Origin of the sequence: Rickettsiella endosymbiont of Miltochrista miniata (assembly GCF_964031245.1) — a bacterium.
Classification (GTDB): domain Bacteria; phylum Pseudomonadota; class Gammaproteobacteria; order Diplorickettsiales; family Diplorickettsiaceae; genus Aquirickettsiella.
In genome coordinates, this window is sequence record NZ_OZ035017.1 from 251,158 (window position 1) to 267,890 (window position 16,733).

The 16,733-nt window shown below is 39.4% G+C and carries 17 protein-coding genes; 12 read left to right on the forward strand and 5 right to left on the reverse strand.

Going from position 1 to position 16,733, the window contains the following annotated elements; genetic code table 11:
• The 5 genes from aroB to aroA are packed head-to-tail and all read right to left on the reverse strand — an operon-like array spanning nt 1 to nt 5,254.
• Nucleotides 1–1,110 carry a 3-dehydroquinate synthase gene (gene aroB, locus AAHH40_RS01180; protein WP_342220303.1) on the reverse strand — a complete coding sequence of 370 codons (1,110 nt, stop codon included), beginning with the start codon at nt 1,108–1,110 and terminating at the stop codon, nt 1–3.
• Nucleotides 1,104–2,150 carry a 3-deoxy-7-phosphoheptulonate synthase gene (locus tag AAHH40_RS01185; protein WP_342220304.1) on the reverse strand — a complete coding sequence of 349 codons (1,047 nt, stop codon included), beginning with the start codon at nt 2,148–2,150 and terminating at the stop codon, nt 1,104–1,106. Before AAHH40_RS01185 ends, aroB begins: the two co-directional genes overlap by 7 nt.
• A complete protein-coding gene (aroE, locus tag AAHH40_RS01190) occupies nt 2,147–2,980 on the reverse strand; it encodes a shikimate dehydrogenase (protein ID WP_342220305.1) in 834 nt (277 codons plus the stop codon). The genes AAHH40_RS01185 and aroE overlap by 4 nt, the downstream gene beginning before the upstream one ends.
• Nucleotides 2,977–3,414, reverse strand: a complete 438-nt coding sequence (locus AAHH40_RS01195) for a type II 3-dehydroquinate dehydratase (protein ID WP_342220306.1) — start codon at nt 3,412–3,414, stop codon at nt 2,977–2,979. The genes aroE and AAHH40_RS01195 overlap by 4 nt, the downstream gene beginning before the upstream one ends.
• Nucleotides 3,407–5,254, reverse strand: coding sequence for a 3-phosphoshikimate 1-carboxyvinyltransferase (gene aroA / locus AAHH40_RS01200; protein WP_342220307.1), 1,848 nt, complete (start codon nt 5,252–5,254; stop codon nt 3,407–3,409). The genes AAHH40_RS01195 and aroA overlap by 8 nt, the downstream gene beginning before the upstream one ends.
• A gap of 76 nt (nt 5,255–5,330) precedes the next feature.
• Between aroA and AAHH40_RS01205 the strand changes: the two genes are divergently transcribed.
• The 12 genes from AAHH40_RS01205 (at nt 5,331) to AAHH40_RS01260 (ending at nt 16,672) form a co-directional block, all read left to right on the forward strand.
• On the forward strand, nt 5,331–6,764 hold the full coding sequence (locus tag AAHH40_RS01205) for an anthranilate synthase component I family protein (RefSeq protein ID WP_342220308.1): 1,434 nt from the start codon (nt 5,331–5,333) through the stop codon (nt 6,762–6,764).
• Nucleotide 6,765: 1 nt separating this feature from the next.
• Entirely contained in the window at nt 6,766–7,377 is a 612-nt protein-coding gene (locus AAHH40_RS01210) for an aminodeoxychorismate/anthranilate synthase component II (protein ID WP_342220309.1), read from the forward strand.
• A complete protein-coding gene (gene trpD, locus AAHH40_RS01215) occupies nt 7,367–8,374 on the forward strand; it encodes an anthranilate phosphoribosyltransferase (protein ID WP_342220310.1) in 1,008 nt (335 codons plus the stop codon). Before AAHH40_RS01210 ends, trpD begins: the two co-directional genes overlap by 11 nt.
• Nucleotides 8,367–9,170 carry an indole-3-glycerol phosphate synthase TrpC gene (trpC, locus tag AAHH40_RS01220; RefSeq protein ID WP_342220311.1) on the forward strand — a complete coding sequence of 268 codons (804 nt, stop codon included), beginning with the start codon at nt 8,367–8,369 and terminating at the stop codon, nt 9,168–9,170. Before trpD ends, trpC begins: the two co-directional genes overlap by 8 nt.
• Nucleotides 9,163–9,798: a phosphoribosylanthranilate isomerase gene (locus tag AAHH40_RS01225; protein ID WP_342220312.1), complete on the forward strand. Its 636-nt coding sequence runs from the start codon at nt 9,163–9,165 to the stop codon at nt 9,796–9,798. Before trpC ends, AAHH40_RS01225 begins: the two co-directional genes overlap by 8 nt.
• Nucleotides 9,788–10,984, forward strand: coding sequence for a tryptophan synthase subunit beta (gene trpB, locus AAHH40_RS01230; protein ID WP_342220313.1), 1,197 nt, complete (start codon nt 9,788–9,790; stop codon nt 10,982–10,984). The genes AAHH40_RS01225 and trpB overlap by 11 nt, the downstream gene beginning before the upstream one ends.
• 1 nt (nt 10,985) lies before the next feature.
• Entirely contained in the window at nt 10,986–11,768 is a 783-nt protein-coding gene (gene trpA, locus AAHH40_RS01235; RefSeq protein WP_342220314.1) for a tryptophan synthase subunit alpha, read from the forward strand.
• 57 nt (nt 11,769–11,825) lie between these two features.
• On the forward strand, nt 11,826–12,101 hold the full coding sequence (gene trpR / locus AAHH40_RS01240) for a trp operon repressor (protein ID WP_342220315.1): 276 nt from the start codon (nt 11,826–11,828) through the stop codon (nt 12,099–12,101).
• Between the two features lie 252 nt (nt 12,102–12,353).
• Nucleotides 12,354–13,397 carry an amino acid dehydrogenase gene (locus tag AAHH40_RS01245; protein WP_342220316.1) on the forward strand — a complete coding sequence of 348 codons (1,044 nt, stop codon included), beginning with the start codon at nt 12,354–12,356 and terminating at the stop codon, nt 13,395–13,397.
• Between the two features lie 44 nt (nt 13,398–13,441).
• Complete coding sequence (gene pdhA, locus AAHH40_RS01250) at nt 13,442–14,533, forward strand: pyruvate dehydrogenase (acetyl-transferring) E1 component subunit alpha (RefSeq protein WP_342220317.1); 1,092 nt, start codon at nt 13,442–13,444, stop codon at nt 14,531–14,533.
• Nucleotides 14,526–15,509 (forward strand): alpha-ketoacid dehydrogenase subunit beta, encoded by a 984-nt coding sequence (locus AAHH40_RS01255; RefSeq protein ID WP_342220318.1) that lies wholly within the window; start codon nt 14,526–14,528, stop codon nt 15,507–15,509. The genes pdhA and AAHH40_RS01255 overlap by 8 nt, the downstream gene beginning before the upstream one ends.
• Nucleotides 15,506–16,672 (forward strand): dihydrolipoamide acetyltransferase family protein, encoded by a 1,167-nt coding sequence (locus tag AAHH40_RS01260; RefSeq protein ID WP_342220319.1) that lies wholly within the window; start codon nt 15,506–15,508, stop codon nt 16,670–16,672. Before AAHH40_RS01255 ends, AAHH40_RS01260 begins: the two co-directional genes overlap by 4 nt.
• Nucleotides 16,673–16,733: the final 61 nt, after the last annotated feature.

Here is a 16,733-nt window from a genome sequence, read left to right on the forward strand (position 1 = left end):
TTATTCCTCAATTGTTTTTTTTATTGCTAGGTTGACGATTTTATCTGTAACAGGATGAACATAGTTACCATTATTAATATAGATACTGCCAATGTCATTTAATAGTGCGTAATGTACTTTCCCTAATCGAATTTTTTTATCGATTTTTGTTGCCTGCAGGATTTCTGCTGGCTTATATTTTTGTAGATCTTTTCCATAAATACCTAATTGTGCGAACAGATTTTTTATTATTAATAAAGCTTTGCTATCTAATAAACCTAATAAATAAGAAATATTTGCCTCGACTAATATGCCATAAGCCACCGCATATCCATGTAATAAAGTGTAATTTGATATCTTTTCTAAGGCATGGCCGATGGTATGGCCAAAATTGAGAACGCTACGCTCCCCTTGTTCTTTTTCATCTCGACCTACAACAGCGGCTTTAATTTTAACTGCTTTGGTGACAATTTCATTCAAATATAGGGCACTTCCTTGGATAAGATACTTAAGATTTGATTCCGTGTAATAAAGGCCTTTTGCATCATAAGTTAAAAACATTTTAATGGCTTCTATTAAGCCATTAATCATATTTTTTTTGGATAAAGTTTTTAATAACATAACATCGATAACAACACATAAAGGTTGATAAATAACTCCTATTAAATTTTTACCATATAGCGTATTAATACCCGTTTTTCCGCCGATACTACTATCCACTGTAGCCAACAAAGTAGTTGGAATTTGGATGTAAGGGACGCCACGTAAATAGGTTGCTGCAATGAATCCGGTCAGATCTCCTACAACACCACCACCTAGGGCAATAATTAACGTATCCCGATTACAACCATGTAACTGCATGTTATTTTCTAACCTTTGTTTAGTTTTATAGGTTTTAAATTTTTCACCTGCTGGGAACGAAAATAATAAACTTTTGTAGCCTGCTTGCTGCAAACATTTTTGTAATTCTAAGCCATAAAGTTTTTTCACAGTATGGTCAGTGATAATAACTATTTGTTGGAATGCTAATCTTGGTAACCAAGCAGAAAAATCATATAAATTAGCCCCAATAATAACAGGGCAGTTTATGCTTTGTTCGATAGGCATGGGCATAGAAATTTTATTTAACATGATTGTACTTCTTGGGCTAAGGTAAGTAATAGATTTTCGGTTTGTTCCCAATTTAAACAAGGATCGGTAATCGATAAGCCATTTAAGTCGATAGAAGTAGAATTACAAGCTTCAAGCTTTTGATTTCCTTCCTTTAAATAACTCTCTAGCATGAAGCCTTTCATTAAACGGCGTAATTCCGGAAACATTTTTAAGTACTGCATAATCTCAGAAATAGCAGTAAGTTGTGCTCGATGATCTTTTTTTCCATTAACCAAGCTATTATCATGGCTAACATCAATAACCACCGCTGGGTTTTTTATTTGCTGCGCCAGCATATGTTGCTTTATAGATTCAAGATGTGCGCGCGAATAATTTGGCATTTTATTGCAACCACGCAAAACCAAATGGGCGTAGGGATTCCCAGGTGTTCGTATTTCATAGCCATGCATAGCAGCGATATGTGAATGCTGTGCAGCGACGACGCTGTTGATACTCACATCGATAGCACCATGTGTTGGATTTTTCATGCCCACAGGACAATCTGCAGCAGATGCAAAAATTCGATGTTCATGATCTTCACTACTTCTGGCACCAATCGCAAACCATGAAACCAACTCTAAAAATCCACGGGAATTATGCGTAAATAAACATTCATCAGCGATAGGTAATCCGAGCTCCACAATCTTGACCATCATTTCGCGAACATAATGCATGCCTGCTTCAATATTAGGTTCAGCATAGGGATCAGGTTGATTAAGCGGGCCGGTCCAACCTTTGGTGGTGCGGGGTTTTTGAATATATACACGCATAACAATTTTTAATGATTGCTTGACGCGCGCATTCACTTTTAATAAACGTTCTGCGTATTCCAGCACCGCATCCTTGGGCCATGCTGAACAGGGGCCGATAATCATTAATAAGCGACGATCTCGACCTGCTAAAATATCCTTTATTTCTCGCCTGTCGAGCATAATTTTTTGGTGTCCTTCGGCAGATAAAGGATATAATTGAATAATCTCTTCTACGCGAGGTAATTCTTTAAGTTGTAGATAATTCATAAAAAAGTCGCTGTTTGGTCTTGTATTAATATTTTTCTAAGTTTTTTTATAATCGTCGGCGTAAGATATTGGCCGGTTAGCAATTCGATTTGTTTTAATCCTTGACCTATAAACATATCTAAACCAGAAATAATGTTTGCGCCTTGTTTTTTTGCTTGTTTTAACAGTGGAGTCATTAACGGGTTGTAGACCATATCAAACACAACTTGCTTTGGATTAAATATATATACTGGTAGCTGTGACGTATCTACATTTCGGTAGAATCCAAGGGGTGTCGTGTTGATGATGATATCGATCGACAGACCATCTAGTTCATTACTGGTAACAACCTTTCCACCAAATTTTTTTGCTAAAACCGTTGCTTTTTTTGATGTTCTATTTATCCAAAAAAGTTGGGCTTGGTTTTTTTTGAGAAAATAGGCCACCCCTCGCGCCGCACCACCTGCACCAATTATCAGAACTTTTTTATTGCTGACGGCGATATGGCGTAAGGCAAAATTGATCCCATCAATATCTGTGTTGTATCCATACAATTTCCCATCACGTTGAATAATAGTATTGGTCGCTTGTAATTCGTTGACTTCATCACTGCAATGATCGAGATAGTTAATAATTTTTTCTTTAAAAGGTGAAGTTACTGCTGTGAGTGGAATTTCTAGCGTTTTTATTACCGTTATTAATGATTTAAGCGGCAGCGAGCGCGGCTGTGCTAAGAAAATTGCATTGATCCCGAGTAATTGATAGCTAAACGTATGTAACATAGGACTTTGCGAATGTTCTAGTGGATAACCAATCACCATATTTAATTGTGTTTTGCTGTTTATTTTCATGATTTTAAATATTCCATTAAGGTATTCACCGCTTCTCGATAACCTTGTTCTTTCTTACCTTTTATGATTTTTATACAAGCCGGTGCAATGACGGATTGTTTTCTCCATGCTTCGCGATGCTGCGTATCAGATAAATGTACTTCCACAACTGGTAAACCAGTATCAATTAGAGCGTCATGTAAACCATAGCTATAATGTGTGAATGCCCCTGGATTAATAATGATGCCCAAGCAATTTTTGCTCTCCGCTTGCAATTTATTAACTAAATTACCTTCATGATTTGATTGATAGGAAACGATTTTAAATCCATGTTTTTTTGCTTCTTGGGTAGTGATAGCGCTAATCTCTTTGAGGGTTAAATTGCCATAATGCATTGCATCGCGTTCACCTAAAAGATTCAAATTTACTCCATGTAATAGTAATAACTTAGACATAGTGGTTTTGCTCCGAGTTTATTTGGAGATGAACAAGTGCCTCGTTGACAGCATGATCAATAGAATGGTTGTTATTGATAGTAAAAGCTGCCAATTTTTGGTAAGTTTCACTGCGTTCATCCCATAAACGATTAAATGATTCATAAGAATCTTCACTTGGATCAAAAAAACTAGGACGACCTTCGATCATAATGCGCTCAAACACGATGCCACGTGGTGCTACCACATGCAGTAAACGATGCGGTTTTAGCAGGTCTTGATTAAACTGACTTATAGTCGTTCCCCCGCCTAAAGAAATCACACAGGCTGGTAATTTAAGTGCTAGTTGTAATGCTTCTGACTCTAATTGGCGATAATAGTGTTCGCCGTGTGACTGCATAATTTCGCGACAAGAAAAAGTTTCGAGATAAATTTTTTTATGTAAAATCTCAACTTCTCGATCGAGATCAATAAAGCTTTTATTAAGTGCTTTTGCTAAATGTCTACCTATCGTTGTTTTACCTACATGTTTAAATCCGATTAGAATGATCGGATTATTAATACCGGTATTTTTCAGACTTATGTTTGCTCCTATTTTTTGCATGGAGGGAACAAAATCTGGATAGGTTTTGTTAATGGCTATTGCGTCTGTTATCAATGTTGTTCCGCGTGCGATCATTCCAGCAACTGTAAGTGCCATTACCGTACGGTGATCACCAAATCCTTTTACCAAGCTACCTTTTAGATTGCTTTGGTGCACGATGATTCCGTCTGGATTTTCCTCTATTTTGGCACCCATTTGTCTCAACCCTGATGTCATGGAATGAATGCGATCGGTTTCTTTAATACGTGCTTGGATGACATTGTAAAGTTCAGTTTTACCAATTGCTTTTGTGGCAATGACGGCCAGAGTCGGTAATAGATCGGGGATATCATTGGCATCAATACGCATCCCTCTTAACGGTTTGCCACCTTTGATTTTTATATTATTTTGATTGATCTCTATCTCTGCGCCCATCTCTTGTAAAATACTTATTAATCGTTTATCTCCTTGTCCATCATTATTGTTTAATCCTAGTATTTGCACTTCTCCTGGAATGAGCGTTGCGGCAGCAATCAGATAAGATGCCGAGGAAAAATCACCATTGATATAGGCACGAATGGGCTTATATGCTTGCTTTCCATGGATGTGAAAAGTGTCGATATTAGCAACACGCTGGTGCGTATAATTGATCCCTAGTTCTTGCAACCATTCGAGTGTCATATCAACATACGGACGTTCGTGTAAATCTTTTACCGAGACGACACTATTATTTTCAGCACACGGCAGCCCCATCAATAAAGCGGATAAATATTGAGAACTAATGCCTGCTATCTCAGTAACCCCTCCTTTTAATGTACCGCTCACTAAAAGCGGCAAATGCCCCGCTGACTCAAGATACTGGATATGCATACCTAGCTGATTTAATGCATCGACCAATGGTTTAATGGGTCTGGCCCGCATTTGTTGGTCGCAGTTAAGGAGGATAGGGTTGATATAATTTTTACGTAATCCTAATAATGGCAGGATAAATCGAGTCGTTATACCTGAATTTCCGGTGTGGATTTCTGCGGCGGCAGAGCTGAAAGCTAGCCCTTCACTTTGTATGCTGAGCTTATGGGCGGTTAGGTGAATGTTGGCTCCTAACGCTTTACATACTTCGATAGTCGCGCGTGTGTCATCAGAGCTCAATGGATTAAGCAAAGTTGATTCTCCTTTGGCAAGTAATGCAAATAACATGCCGCGGATAGTGTGTGATTTCGAGCTGGGTGAGAGGACGCTCCCACTTAAAGCTATGCTTGGATTTACGATAAGAGTCATTTTTCGCTACTCATTATTGACTATACTCTTGTAACGCTGTATCATTACAAGAGTATATCATAACGAGACTTTACGAATGATGCAAGCTTTACCCTTAGATGAATTTCAGCAGTATGCCAACGATGCCAAGCGAGTAGCAGTTTTCAAAGAGATTCCTGCTGATCAGCTAACTCCCATCCAGATTTATTGTCGGTTGAAAAAAGCCTATGCAGCAGAAGGGGCCATGTTTGAGGATCTCCATCAAAGAGACGCCGTTCGTTACTCTTTTATATGTTTTGAACCTATTGCAAGCCTGACTAGAAATGACGTCGATGATAATCATCCATGGGCAGAGCTGCGGGATTTACAGTCACAGCTACGTTTTGCGACGCGACCCGAAGTAGCCGATTTAATTACTAGCGCAATAGGCTTTATTACCTATGATGCGGTGCGTTATTTTGAAGCAATACCTATTCATCCAGTCGTTCATACTAAATTGCCATTAATCGAATTTAATTTTTATGCTCTGAATCTTAGTTTCAATCATGAAAAGCAAACCCTGTTAATTAGTTACTTGGTTGCAGTAGGGGCAGATCCAGAGCAAGCCTATTATCAGGCGCAACAGAAAATAGTCACTATTATAGAACTTTTAAGCACAGCGGTTTATGAAATAAAGGTGCCGGCTACACGACAAATAACTGATTCGGTCGAAGTTGATATATCCGATGCGGATTTTATGCTTAAAGTAGAAAAAGCTAAGAATTTTATTATCCGAGGCGATGCTTTTCAGATTGTTATCTCGAGATGCTATAAATGTAACTATTTTATTTCTCCTTTAGATATCTATACAACATTACGCCGAGTTAGTCCTGCTCCGTTTATGTTTTATTTTACAAGTGGTGCAAATGTCATTATCGGAGCCTCGCCTGAGCGCTTGGTCAGTGTATATAACAAAAAAATTACCGTGAATCCTATTGCAGGTACACGTAAACGTAAGAAAGAGCTAAGTGATAAGTCGATCGAAGAGGACTTACTAAATGATCCTAAGGAACGAGCGGAGCATATGATGCTGGTTGATTTAGCCAGGAATGATGTCGGTGCGGTAAGTGTTCCTGGTAGCGTGCAGTTAAAAGATTTTTTTCAAGTAAAACATTATTCTCACGTCAGTCATATTACATCGACTGTCATGGGTGAACTGCAAGAAAAGTACGATGCTTTAGATGCCTTTACTGCTGTTTTTCCAGCCGGAACGCTTAGTGGTGCCCCAAAAATTCGTGCCATGCAAATTATTAATGAATTAGAGACTACCAGTCGAGGATTATATGGTGGAGCTATCTGTCGTCTTGATTCTTTAGGGAATTTAGATAGTTGTATCGCTATTCGAATGGCCATACTCCAAGAAGGGGTAGCGACCATTCGAACGGGAGCGGGTATTGTCTATGATTCGAATCCTGCTGACGAAGCACAAGAAACCTATCAAAAAGCATCCGCTATGTTGGATGCCATTAGCCAAGCACATGCGGGAGAATAAGATGTTATTAATTATAGATAACTACGATAGTTTTACTTATAACCTTTATCAAGCTGTGGCATCTTTTTATAGCGACGTCTGCGTTATTCGCAACGATAAAATTACTATCAATGATATTAAACGAATGTCACCGGCGGGAATTATTTTATCTCCGGGTCCTGGGCGACCTGAAACAGCAGGGATTTGCGTTGCTTTAATTCATGCTTTAGTAGCGGGTGAACTTTCAGCACCATTGTTAGGTGTTTGCTTGGGCCATCAAGCTATAACCATTGCTTTAGGCGGACGTGTTATTCAGTCGGAAAAAATAGTGCATGGTAAAGATGACATTATTTTTCATAAGCAAACGGGCCTATATCAAAAGCTTACTCAGCCATTTAAAGCAGGTCGTTATCATTCATTGATTAGTGAGCGCGCAACTTTACCTTCTACATTGATCATTGACGCTGAAAATGAGCGGCAAGTCATTATGGGTGTGCGACATCATCAATTACCTATTTATGGTGTCCAGTTCCACCCCGAATCTATTTTGACACCAGAAGGACCACTTTTATTACGGGAATTTCTTGCCATCTGCAATAAAAACTCAAAAACAGGTGTAACGGATGTTGCTTAGATCCAGCATAGAAAAATTGATGCGTGGTGAAGATTTGCAAAGCCATGTTTGTCAACAAGTAGTGGATGAGATCTTATGCCCGACTATTAATCCATTACAAATTGCAGCTTTTTTAGTGTTATTACGAGCCAAAAATGAAACCGCTGATGAATTATCAGCTATTGTGAAAGTTCTGCGCAACAGAATGGTAGTGGTGCCGACCAAGCATGCCGTGCTAGATATAGTCGGAACAGGTGGCGATGCATCGAATACCATAAATATTTCTACAGGCAGCGCGATTCTTGCTGCAAGTTGTGGGATTAAAGTCGCTAAACATGGCAATCGTTCGATATCGTCATTAACAGGTTCCGCAGATGTGCTCGAAGCCTTAGGTGTGAATATTCAATTAACTCCCGATCAAGTGAGCAAAAGTATAGCTCAAATTGGCATTGGTTTCTGTTACTCGCCGAATTTTCATCCCATGACCCAAGCACTGCGACTTTTTCGAAAAACATTAAATGTCCCTACCACGTTTAATATTTTAGGCCCTTTATTAAATCCTGCTAACGCAGCCCATATTGTTTTAGGTGTGCTTGATGAAGCATTACTCCCAATTATGGCAGATGTATTATTACAAACAGGTAGCGATCGGTCAGTGGTGGTGCATAGCATGGGCTTAGATGAAATCAGTTGTGTAGGTCCTACAAAAATTATTGAAGTCAGCAAGCAAGAAAAACATGAATATATGATTGATCCATTACAGTTTGGCTTGCAACGTTGCACGATTACCGATTTGCGTGGCGGAGAGGCAGAAATTAATGCACGTCTGTTGTTAGATACTTTTAAGGGAAAACGTGGAGCTATTGCAAATACACTTATTTTAAATACAGCCGTTGCTCTCTACATTTATGGATTATATCCATCAATCTCGGAAGCTTTATTACACGCAAGTGATAATTTATATAGCGGCAAAGCCTTAAGATTATTAAATGCCTGGATTGAATTTTCTCATGACTAACAGACTTACAGCGATTCTAATGGAAAAACAGCGTGAAGTAGCCGATTTGCGCCAGCGATTGGCGAGCAATAATAATCATGCCATCACACAAGTACTGCGCGGCGAGTTAGTGCCGAAACGTCCACAGAGCTTTAAAGCGGTGTTAAATGCTCCCGCTCTTTCTGTGATTGCAGAAATTAAACGTAAATCACCTAGTAAAGGTGAGTTGGCCGCTATTCAAGATCCCATTAGCTTAGCAGAATGTTATATTTCGGGTGGTGCTAGCGCATTATCAATTTTAACGGATAAGAAATTTTTTGCTGGCGATATCACTGATCTGATCCAAGTGTCAAAGGCAATAGCTGATCGAAGCATTCCAATTATTCGTAAGGATTTTATTATCGATAAGATACAAATTGCAGAAGCTGCCGTTGCCGGAGCAAGTGCAGTGTTGTGTATTATCGCTGTTCTTGGAAAAAAAACTAAAATCTTACTGGAGTTTGCTCGTTCGATTAATCTCGATGTACTCGTTGAAATTCATGATCAGAATGAGCTCGCGATCGCTTTAGATTGTGGCGCAGAGATCATCGGAGTTAATAATCGTAATCTCAAGACATTCACTGTTGATACGCAGCATGCATTACATATGGTCTCTGCAATACCGGATAATATTATTAAAGTTGCAGAGTCGGGTATTACGCATCCTGCTTTGGCAAGAGAATATTATCAGGCTGGTTATAATGCCGTATTAATTGGTGAATCATTAGTCAAATCGGATGATCCTGAAAAGTTTATTAGGGAATGTTCTTATGACTAATTACTTGATAAAAATTTGTGGAATTCGTAGTGCCGAAATGGCATCACTGGCGGTTATAGCGGGTGCTAACTTGATTGGAATTATTTTTCACCCCTTATCACCGCGTTATGTTGGAATAGAACAAGCTATACGTATTTCTCAAGCAGTGAGAGCATCAGGTGCATTGCCTGTAGCCGTATTTGTTCATCATACCGCGATTGAAATGCAATGCATCTGCGAACTCACTAATATAAATATCGTTCAGTTACATGGCGTCGCATCGCGTGCATCCCATCAATTATTACCTGGGGAATACCAACGGATCTATGTGCAAACGGTTTCAAATCAAGGTGAGTTACAAACCGATGAAGGCTTGCGTTTCCTTGATGCGGATCGGGATTTAATCTTGATTGATCATAGTCAACCTGGGCAGGGAAATAAAATTAAGCAAGCTTTTCACTATCATTTACCTTTTCGTTGGTTATTAGCAGGTGGACTGACCGCATTTAATGTGGCAGCAGCGATTAATGATATGCAACCTAATGGCGTCGATGTATCGAGTGGTGTTGAATTAAGTAAAGGAAAGAAAGATATTTTTCTCATTAAGCAATTTATTCAATCCGTAAGAGGCAAGTTTCATGTTAGCTAAAGATTTCTTAGTTGAGAATAGAGGTCGTTACGGGGAGTTTGGTGGAATATATCTTCCGGAATTATTAATGCAACCTATCGAAGAACTTATCTTTGCTTGGGATAACGCTAAAAAAGATCTTATTTTTAAACAGGAATTAAATTTTCTTTTAAAAAATTATGCCGGAAGACCTACGCCATTAACAGAAATTCCTGCTTTTGCTGCAAAAATTAATGGACCGAGAATCTTTTTAAAACGAGAAGATTTATTACATACGGGGGCACACAAATTGAATAATGCCTTGGGCCAATGTTTATTAGCCAAAAGGATGGGTAAAACGCGTGTCATTGCCGAAACTGGAGCGGGTCAACATGGTGTAGCGACGGCAGCAGCTTGTGCGCGACTTGAGTTGAAGTGCGTGATTTATATGGGCAGTAAAGATATGCAACGTCAGTCAAGCAATGTGTCACGCATGCAATTGATGGGTGCGACAATTGTTGCGGTCGAACAAGGCTCAGCGACTTTAAAAGAGGCAGTGAATGAAGCTTTGCGCGATTGGTCCTCATCGTTTAGCGATACGCATTATTGTTTAGGCTCAGCATTAGGACCACATCCTTATCCTGCTATGGTTGCAGAATTTCAAGCAGTTATTGGGAGTGAAAGCCATCAACAATGTCAGCAACAAATTGGCAGCAATCCTAATATAGTTATTGCCTGCGTGGGTGGGGGTTCGAATGCAATTGGGCTATTTTCAGGATTTTTCTCCGATGAAGAGGTACGCATGATAGGTGTAGAAGCCGGAGGACATGGTAAGCAACTTGGAGAGCATGCCGCACGATTTTATACTGCGAGTCCGGGTGTTTTACATGGTTGTTACACTTTTATATTGCAAGATCGGCATGGACAAATTGCACCGACGAGTTCGATTTCAGCCGGTTTAGATTATCCTGCGGTTGCTCCGCAACATGCTGAACTTTTTAAACGTCGTCGTGTCGAATATGTGGCAGCCAATGATGATGAAGCAATATATGCATTAAAATTATTAGCTAGAACAGAAGGTATTATTTGCGCGTTAGAATCCGCGCATGCTTTAGCGCATTTAATTAAAATTGCTCCTATGCTTGCTAAAGACCAGATTGTGCTAGTGAATTTATCTGGTCGTGGCGATAAAGATTTACCACAATTAATGGATAAGTGTGTGATTTAAGATGAAAACCCTATCGCGAATACAACAATTATTTCAAAACGGTAAGGCATACACGGCCTATTTAACTGCGGGCGATGGTGGCGTGCAATCTACACTCGATGCAGCGCTTGCTCTAATTAAGGGCGGCGTAAATATGCTAGAAATTGGCGTACCTTTTTCCGACCCTATTGCTGATGGACTTATCATTCAGCGTGCATCGCAACGATCATTGGCAAAAGGAACTTGCTTAGCAGATGTTTTATGGATAACAAAACAGATCCGCCAACAGAGTGATATTCCAATCATTTTATTCAGTTATCTTAATCCGATATTATCTGCTCTACCATCTGATTTTTTACCCGCAGCAAAAAATGCAGGTATTGATGGTCTTTTACTGGTTGATTGTCCCTTGGAAGCATCAGATTTTATTCATCAACAATGTAATAAAAATGACATAGCGCTTATTTATGTTATTGCACCAAGTACCCCATTGACACGCATTAAGATAATCAATACCTATGCGCAGGGATTTTTATATTATGCCTGTCAGAAAGGCACTACAGGTTTGCGCAATGAATTGCCCAAGAATTTTCGAGAAAAAATAAATACGCTCAAATCAATGGTAGATTTACCTGTTATTGTTGGGTTTGGTATTTCAAATCAAGAAGCAGTATACCGTGTGTTACAGTATGCTGATGGGGTTGTTGTAGGATCGTTATTTGTTAAGGCATTGGAAGAAGGGGCGAGTCCGTCGACTTTAACGAAACTTGCACAAAATCTATATCCGAAGCCAGTACATAATTGATATACAGGGTTGCTTTTGCAATAATAGAATATTAATCGATTTTTACAGGCACATTATATGAATCAAGCAGGTTGGCGCGATTTTATTAAATTGTGCTTAAAGACCGATAATGAAAAGGTATTATCTTCTTTATTCGATTTTATTTTAACCCAAGAAGAAAAAGAGAGCATAGCCTTACGCTATTTAATTATAAAAGAATTACTTAAACAGGAAAAGACGCAGAGAGACATGGCTAAAGATCTGCAGGTAAGTATTGCTAAAATAACACGTGGATCGAATGAGCTTAAACGGACATCACCCAAACTTATTGAGTTTTTCAAAGAAAATATATAATTCCCATCTTGCAAAAATTAATGAGCCCGTAGCATCCAGAAAAAATGATCTATTTAACATAGGAGTTCAGTTCGTCTTTTTCTGCGAATTGAAATCATTGCAAGCGATAGCAGAGTCTCTTAGAATGTCACTCACCTGCGCGCGTTTGCATTGATGAGGTATCCTTTGTATATAGACTAAGTCCTCCTCCATACAAATGCGATGAGTATTACTTAAAGAATAGGTTGTTATTTTAAGGACCAACGTTTATTTATGTTAAGTGATGAGCTGCTAAGCTATGCAAAAAAACTCGGTTTTGGCGAAATTTTTTTTAAGATAGATCAGATTAATCAACTTTGTGCCATTGTAGCGATACATAGCACACGCTTAGGTCCTGCCTTAGGCGGCTGTCGTTTTATCGAGTATACATCCATAGATTTTGCTATTCATGATGCCTTACGATTAGCTCAGGGGATGAGTTACAAAGCAGCATTAGCCAATTTACCTTTGGGTGGAGGTAAAACTGTGTTAATGCGCCCTAAAGAATTGGAAGATCGTAGTGCTTATTTTCGCGCATTGGGTCGTTTTGTGAATGAGTTAAAGGGACGTTATATTATTGCGATGGATAGTGGCGTGGTGATTGAAGATATGGATAGCATTGCACTCGAAACGCCCTATGTCGTAACTACTTCTAAGCATAAAGGGAATCCTGCACCTTATACCGCGCTAAGTGTGTTATGTGGAATTGAAGCAGCGGTTAAATTTAAACTTCAGCTTGATCATTTAGAAGGCGTGCGTGTTGCCATTCAAGGTATGGGACATGTGGGCTTTGCTTTAGCCAATGCATTGCAAAAAAAAGGTGCTCGTTTAACAGTTTGCGATAATAATAGTGAACTGATGCAACGTTATGCAAAAGATTTACAGGCCAAAATTGTGAAACCTGAGGAGATTTATGCAGTTGAATGTGATGTTTTTTCGCCTTGTGCTTTAGGGGCGATTCTGAATGATGAATCTATTTCTCAACTCAACGCAGTGATTGTAGCAGGTTCAGCTAATAATCAATTAGCTGAACCACGACATGCAGAGGTACTACATCAAAAAGAGATTTTATATGCACCGGATTATGTTATTAATGCGGGGGGTTTGATATACGCTTATGCGGAATATCAAAATCGCTTGAATCGGGAACATGTGGTGCAACACATTCAAACAATTTATAGTACACTCTTAGAAATATTTAAGTGTGCGCATGAGGAAAATAAACCCCCCAGTATGGTGGCTGATAGCTTGGCTGAGTCACGATTAAATAGTATTTAAAAAAAATATTTCGATCGGCTAGTACTTTTTAAAAGAGGTTAAATATGAGCGAGGTTGCGAGATTCTCTATCGAGTATACTCGTTTTCTGGATCCTAAGGGCGAAATTCAACAAGATTTGCCAGCATTTACGCAAAATGTTCACGAATTATTAAAACTATATCAGCAAATGATGTGCACGCGTCTTTTCGATTACAAAGCGGTGGCCTTGCAAAGAACAGGTATGCTCAATACCTATGCTTCGACACTCGGACAAGAAGCCATTTCCGTTGGCATAGGTGCGAGCATGCAAAGAGAAGATGTCTTATGTCCTTTTTACCGTGATTATGCTGCGCAACTGATGCGTGGTGTAAAAATGAGTGAGATTCTTAGTTATTGGAAAGGGAATGAATGGGGCAATCATTTTAGTGAATGTCCTTTAGATTTTCCTATCTGCGTGCCGATAGCCACTCAGCTTTTGCATGCCGCAGGTGTTGCGACCGCTTTTAAACTTCGCAAACAAGCAAGAGTGGTTGTAGCAACCTGCGGAGATGGCGCCACTTCTGAAGGTGATTTCTATGAAGCCTTAAATATCGCGGGTGTTTGGAAATTACCTATTGTATTTGTCATTGATAATAATCAATGGGCAATTTCTGTGCCGCGTAAACACCAATCTCATGCTCAAACTTTAGCGCAAAAATCTATTGCTGCTGGAATTCATGGTGAACAGGTGGATGGAAATGATGTTATTGCCACGAAATTTGTGATGGATAAGGCAATTGCTAAAGCACGTGATGGACATGGTCCGAGTCTCATTGAAGCTTTAAGCTATCGATTATGTGACCATACTACTGCCGATGATGCGAGCCGTTATCGTCGTGAAGAAGAATTACAGCAAGCATGGCAAGAAGAACCTTTAAGGCGTTTAAAAAATTATTTAATTAATCAGAAAAGCTGGTCGGATGTTGAAGAGGAAAGTTTTAAAAAGGAATGTGAAAAAAAAATCGAAGTCGCTGTAACTGAATATCTTTCTTTAGTTAAACCTGCGGTGACTGATATATTTGATTATCATTTTGCAGAATTGCCGCATGATTTAATCGAGCAACGTATTGAAGCTGAAGCATTGTTTATATTAAGCAAGGATCTTGTCAATGTCTGAAATAACATTGATAGAAGCGATTACACAAGCATTGGCCTACGAAATGGCAATTGATAAAGAAGTTGTTTTATTAGGCGAAGATATTGGTATTAACGGCGGTGTATTCCGAGCAACCACTGAATTATTCAAAAAATTTGGTGCCGATCGTGTTTTGGATACACCCTTAGCCGAGTCTATGATTGCCGGCCTTACGATTGGTATGGCAACACAAGGCTTAAAACCGGTCGCTGAATTTCAATTTATGGGATTTAGTTACCCGGCATTAGATCAAATTATCAATCATGCGGCGCGCTTTCGTAATCGTACTCGAGGACGTTTACATTGCCCTTTAGTTTTTCGTATGCCGTATGGTGCGGGGATCCATGCACCTGAGCACCATTCTGAAAGTACCGAAGCCCTTTTCGCGCATATTCCAGGTTTACGTGTGGTGATTCCTTCATCACCGGCACGCGCTTATGGTTTATTGCTGGCCTCGATCCGTAATCCTGATCCGGTTATTTTTTTGGAACCCACACGGCTGTATCGTTTAAACAAACAAAAAGTAGCCGATACCGGCGAAGCTTTACCCTTAGATAAAAGTTTTATTTTAAGAGAAGGGAACGATATTACTTTGATTAGCTGGGGTTCGATGTTGCAGGAAACTTTATTAGCTGCAGATAAGTTATCACAAGAAAAAGGTTTATATGCTGAAGTTATTGACGTTGCTACGATAAAGCCTTTAGATATTAATACGCTTTTAACCTCCGTAGAAAAAACTGGGCGCTGCATCATTATCCATGAAGCAGCCCGTTTTTGTGGTGTTGGTGCAGAAATTGCAGCTCAATTGAGTGAAAAAGCATTTCTTTTTTTACAGGCACCCCTACAGCGAGTTACCGGTTATGACGTAACGGTTCCCTATGCGCAATTAGAAAAACAATATTTACCCAGTGTCACCAGAATTTACAATGTGATTGAGCAAACATTGGAGTTTACATGACGACGTTTAACTTACCTGATCTAGGTGAAGGCTTACCAGATGCTGAAATTCGAGAATGGTACGTCCAGCTAAATGACGTTATTAAAGTTGATCAGCCTATGGTTGCGATGGAAACTGCAAAAGCATTAGTAGATATTCCTGCGCCTTTTAGCGGTAGAGTAACTAAACTTTTTGGTAAAGCAGGTGATATCATTAAAACAGGAAATGCTTTAATAGATATTGAAGGGGAAAATTCAACTAAAAAAGACATTGACCAAGCAACAGTGGTTGGAAATTTGCAATTAGGTGATGCTATTCTTGAAGAATCTCCTTTAGGGATACAACCTAAGCAAACATCAATGCCACATCAGAATGGGATTAAAGCAACGCCGGCTATTCGAGCATTAGCAAAAAAATTCCAAATTAATATAAACGATTGTGAGGGAACGGGTCCTGATGGACAAATTCTGGTAGCCGACGTCGAAAAAATGTTAAAGCAAAAATCCAGCAAAGAAAAAATATCTAAATCCAATACCTTATCTTCACCTCCACCAGGTTATGAACCATTACGCGGCGTTCGTCGTGTAATGGCAAGCACAATGAAACAAGCGCAACAATCTATCGTGCCTATAACGTTGGTCGACGATGCAGATATCCATGCTTGGCCAGAAAAAACAGACATTACTTTACGTCTGATTCGTGCGGTTATGGCCGCTTGTCAGCGTGAGCCACGACTCAATGCTTGGTTTGATGAATCACAGTTAGCCGTATGTCAGCATAGTCGGATTGATCTAGGTATCGCTATGGATGCATCCGAGGGCTTATTCGTTCCAGTTTTAAAAAATGTTGCGCAAGAGAGCGCAGTCAATTTAAGAAAAACACTCGATAAATTTAAACTCGAAGTAAAAAATCGTAGTATTTCACCTGATGATTTACTAGGAGCAACTTTTGTATTATCCAATGTAGGTGTTTTTGCAGGTCGTTATGCAACACCTATTGTTATTCCACCTATGGTTGCGATTTTAGCCGTTGGACGGATTAATGAAAAAGTTGTTGCCGAAGCAGGAAAAATAAGTGTACATAAACAATTGCCTTTATCTTTAACCGTGGATCATCGTGTAATTACTGGTGGTGAGGCGGCGCGGTTTTTATCGGCTCTAATTATTGATTTAGAAGCAGTGTGATATAAATAATGCTACCACTACCCGCACGTAAGCGCTTCGGTCAACATTTCCTGCACGAAGG

Bases quoted from the DNA above. Each gene is read 5' to 3' on its own strand.
- aroB (WP_342220303.1), bottom strand. From the start codon at position 1,110: ATGTTAAATAAAATTTCTATGCCCATGCCTATCGAACAAAGCATAAAC.
- AAHH40_RS01185 (WP_342220304.1), bottom strand. From the start codon at position 2,150: ATGAATTATCTACAACTTAAAGAATTACCTCGCGTAGAAGAGATTATT.
- aroE (WP_342220305.1), bottom strand. From the start codon at position 2,980: ATGAAAATAAACAGCAAAACACAATTAAATATGGTGATTGGTTATCCA.
- AAHH40_RS01195 (WP_342220306.1), bottom strand. From the start codon at position 3,414: ATGTCTAAGTTATTACTATTACATGGAGTAAATTTGAATCTTTTAGGT.
- aroA (WP_342220307.1), bottom strand. From the start codon at position 5,254: ATGACTCTTATCGTAAATCCAAGCATAGCTTTAAGTGGGAGCGTCCTC.
- AAHH40_RS01205 (WP_342220308.1), top strand. From the start codon at position 5,331: ATGATGCAAGCTTTACCCTTAGATGAATTTCAGCAGTATGCCAACGAT.
- AAHH40_RS01210 (WP_342220309.1), top strand. From the start codon at position 6,766: ATGTTATTAATTATAGATAACTACGATAGTTTTACTTATAACCTTTAT.
- trpD (WP_342220310.1), top strand. From the start codon at position 7,367: ATGTTGCTTAGATCCAGCATAGAAAAATTGATGCGTGGTGAAGATTTG.
- trpC (WP_342220311.1), top strand. From the start codon at position 8,367: ATGACTAACAGACTTACAGCGATTCTAATGGAAAAACAGCGTGAAGTA.
- AAHH40_RS01225 (WP_342220312.1), top strand. From the start codon at position 9,163: ATGACTAATTACTTGATAAAAATTTGTGGAATTCGTAGTGCCGAAATG.
- trpB (WP_342220313.1), top strand. From the start codon at position 9,788: ATGTTAGCTAAAGATTTCTTAGTTGAGAATAGAGGTCGTTACGGGGAG.
- trpA (WP_342220314.1), top strand. From the start codon at position 10,986: ATGAAAACCCTATCGCGAATACAACAATTATTTCAAAACGGTAAGGCA.
- trpR (WP_342220315.1), top strand. From the start codon at position 11,826: ATGAATCAAGCAGGTTGGCGCGATTTTATTAAATTGTGCTTAAAGACC.
- AAHH40_RS01245 (WP_342220316.1), top strand. From the start codon at position 12,354: ATGTTAAGTGATGAGCTGCTAAGCTATGCAAAAAAACTCGGTTTTGGC.
- pdhA (WP_342220317.1), top strand. From the start codon at position 13,442: ATGAGCGAGGTTGCGAGATTCTCTATCGAGTATACTCGTTTTCTGGAT.
- AAHH40_RS01255 (WP_342220318.1), top strand. From the start codon at position 14,526: ATGTCTGAAATAACATTGATAGAAGCGATTACACAAGCATTGGCCTAC.
- AAHH40_RS01260 (WP_342220319.1), top strand. From the start codon at position 15,506: ATGACGACGTTTAACTTACCTGATCTAGGTGAAGGCTTACCAGATGCT.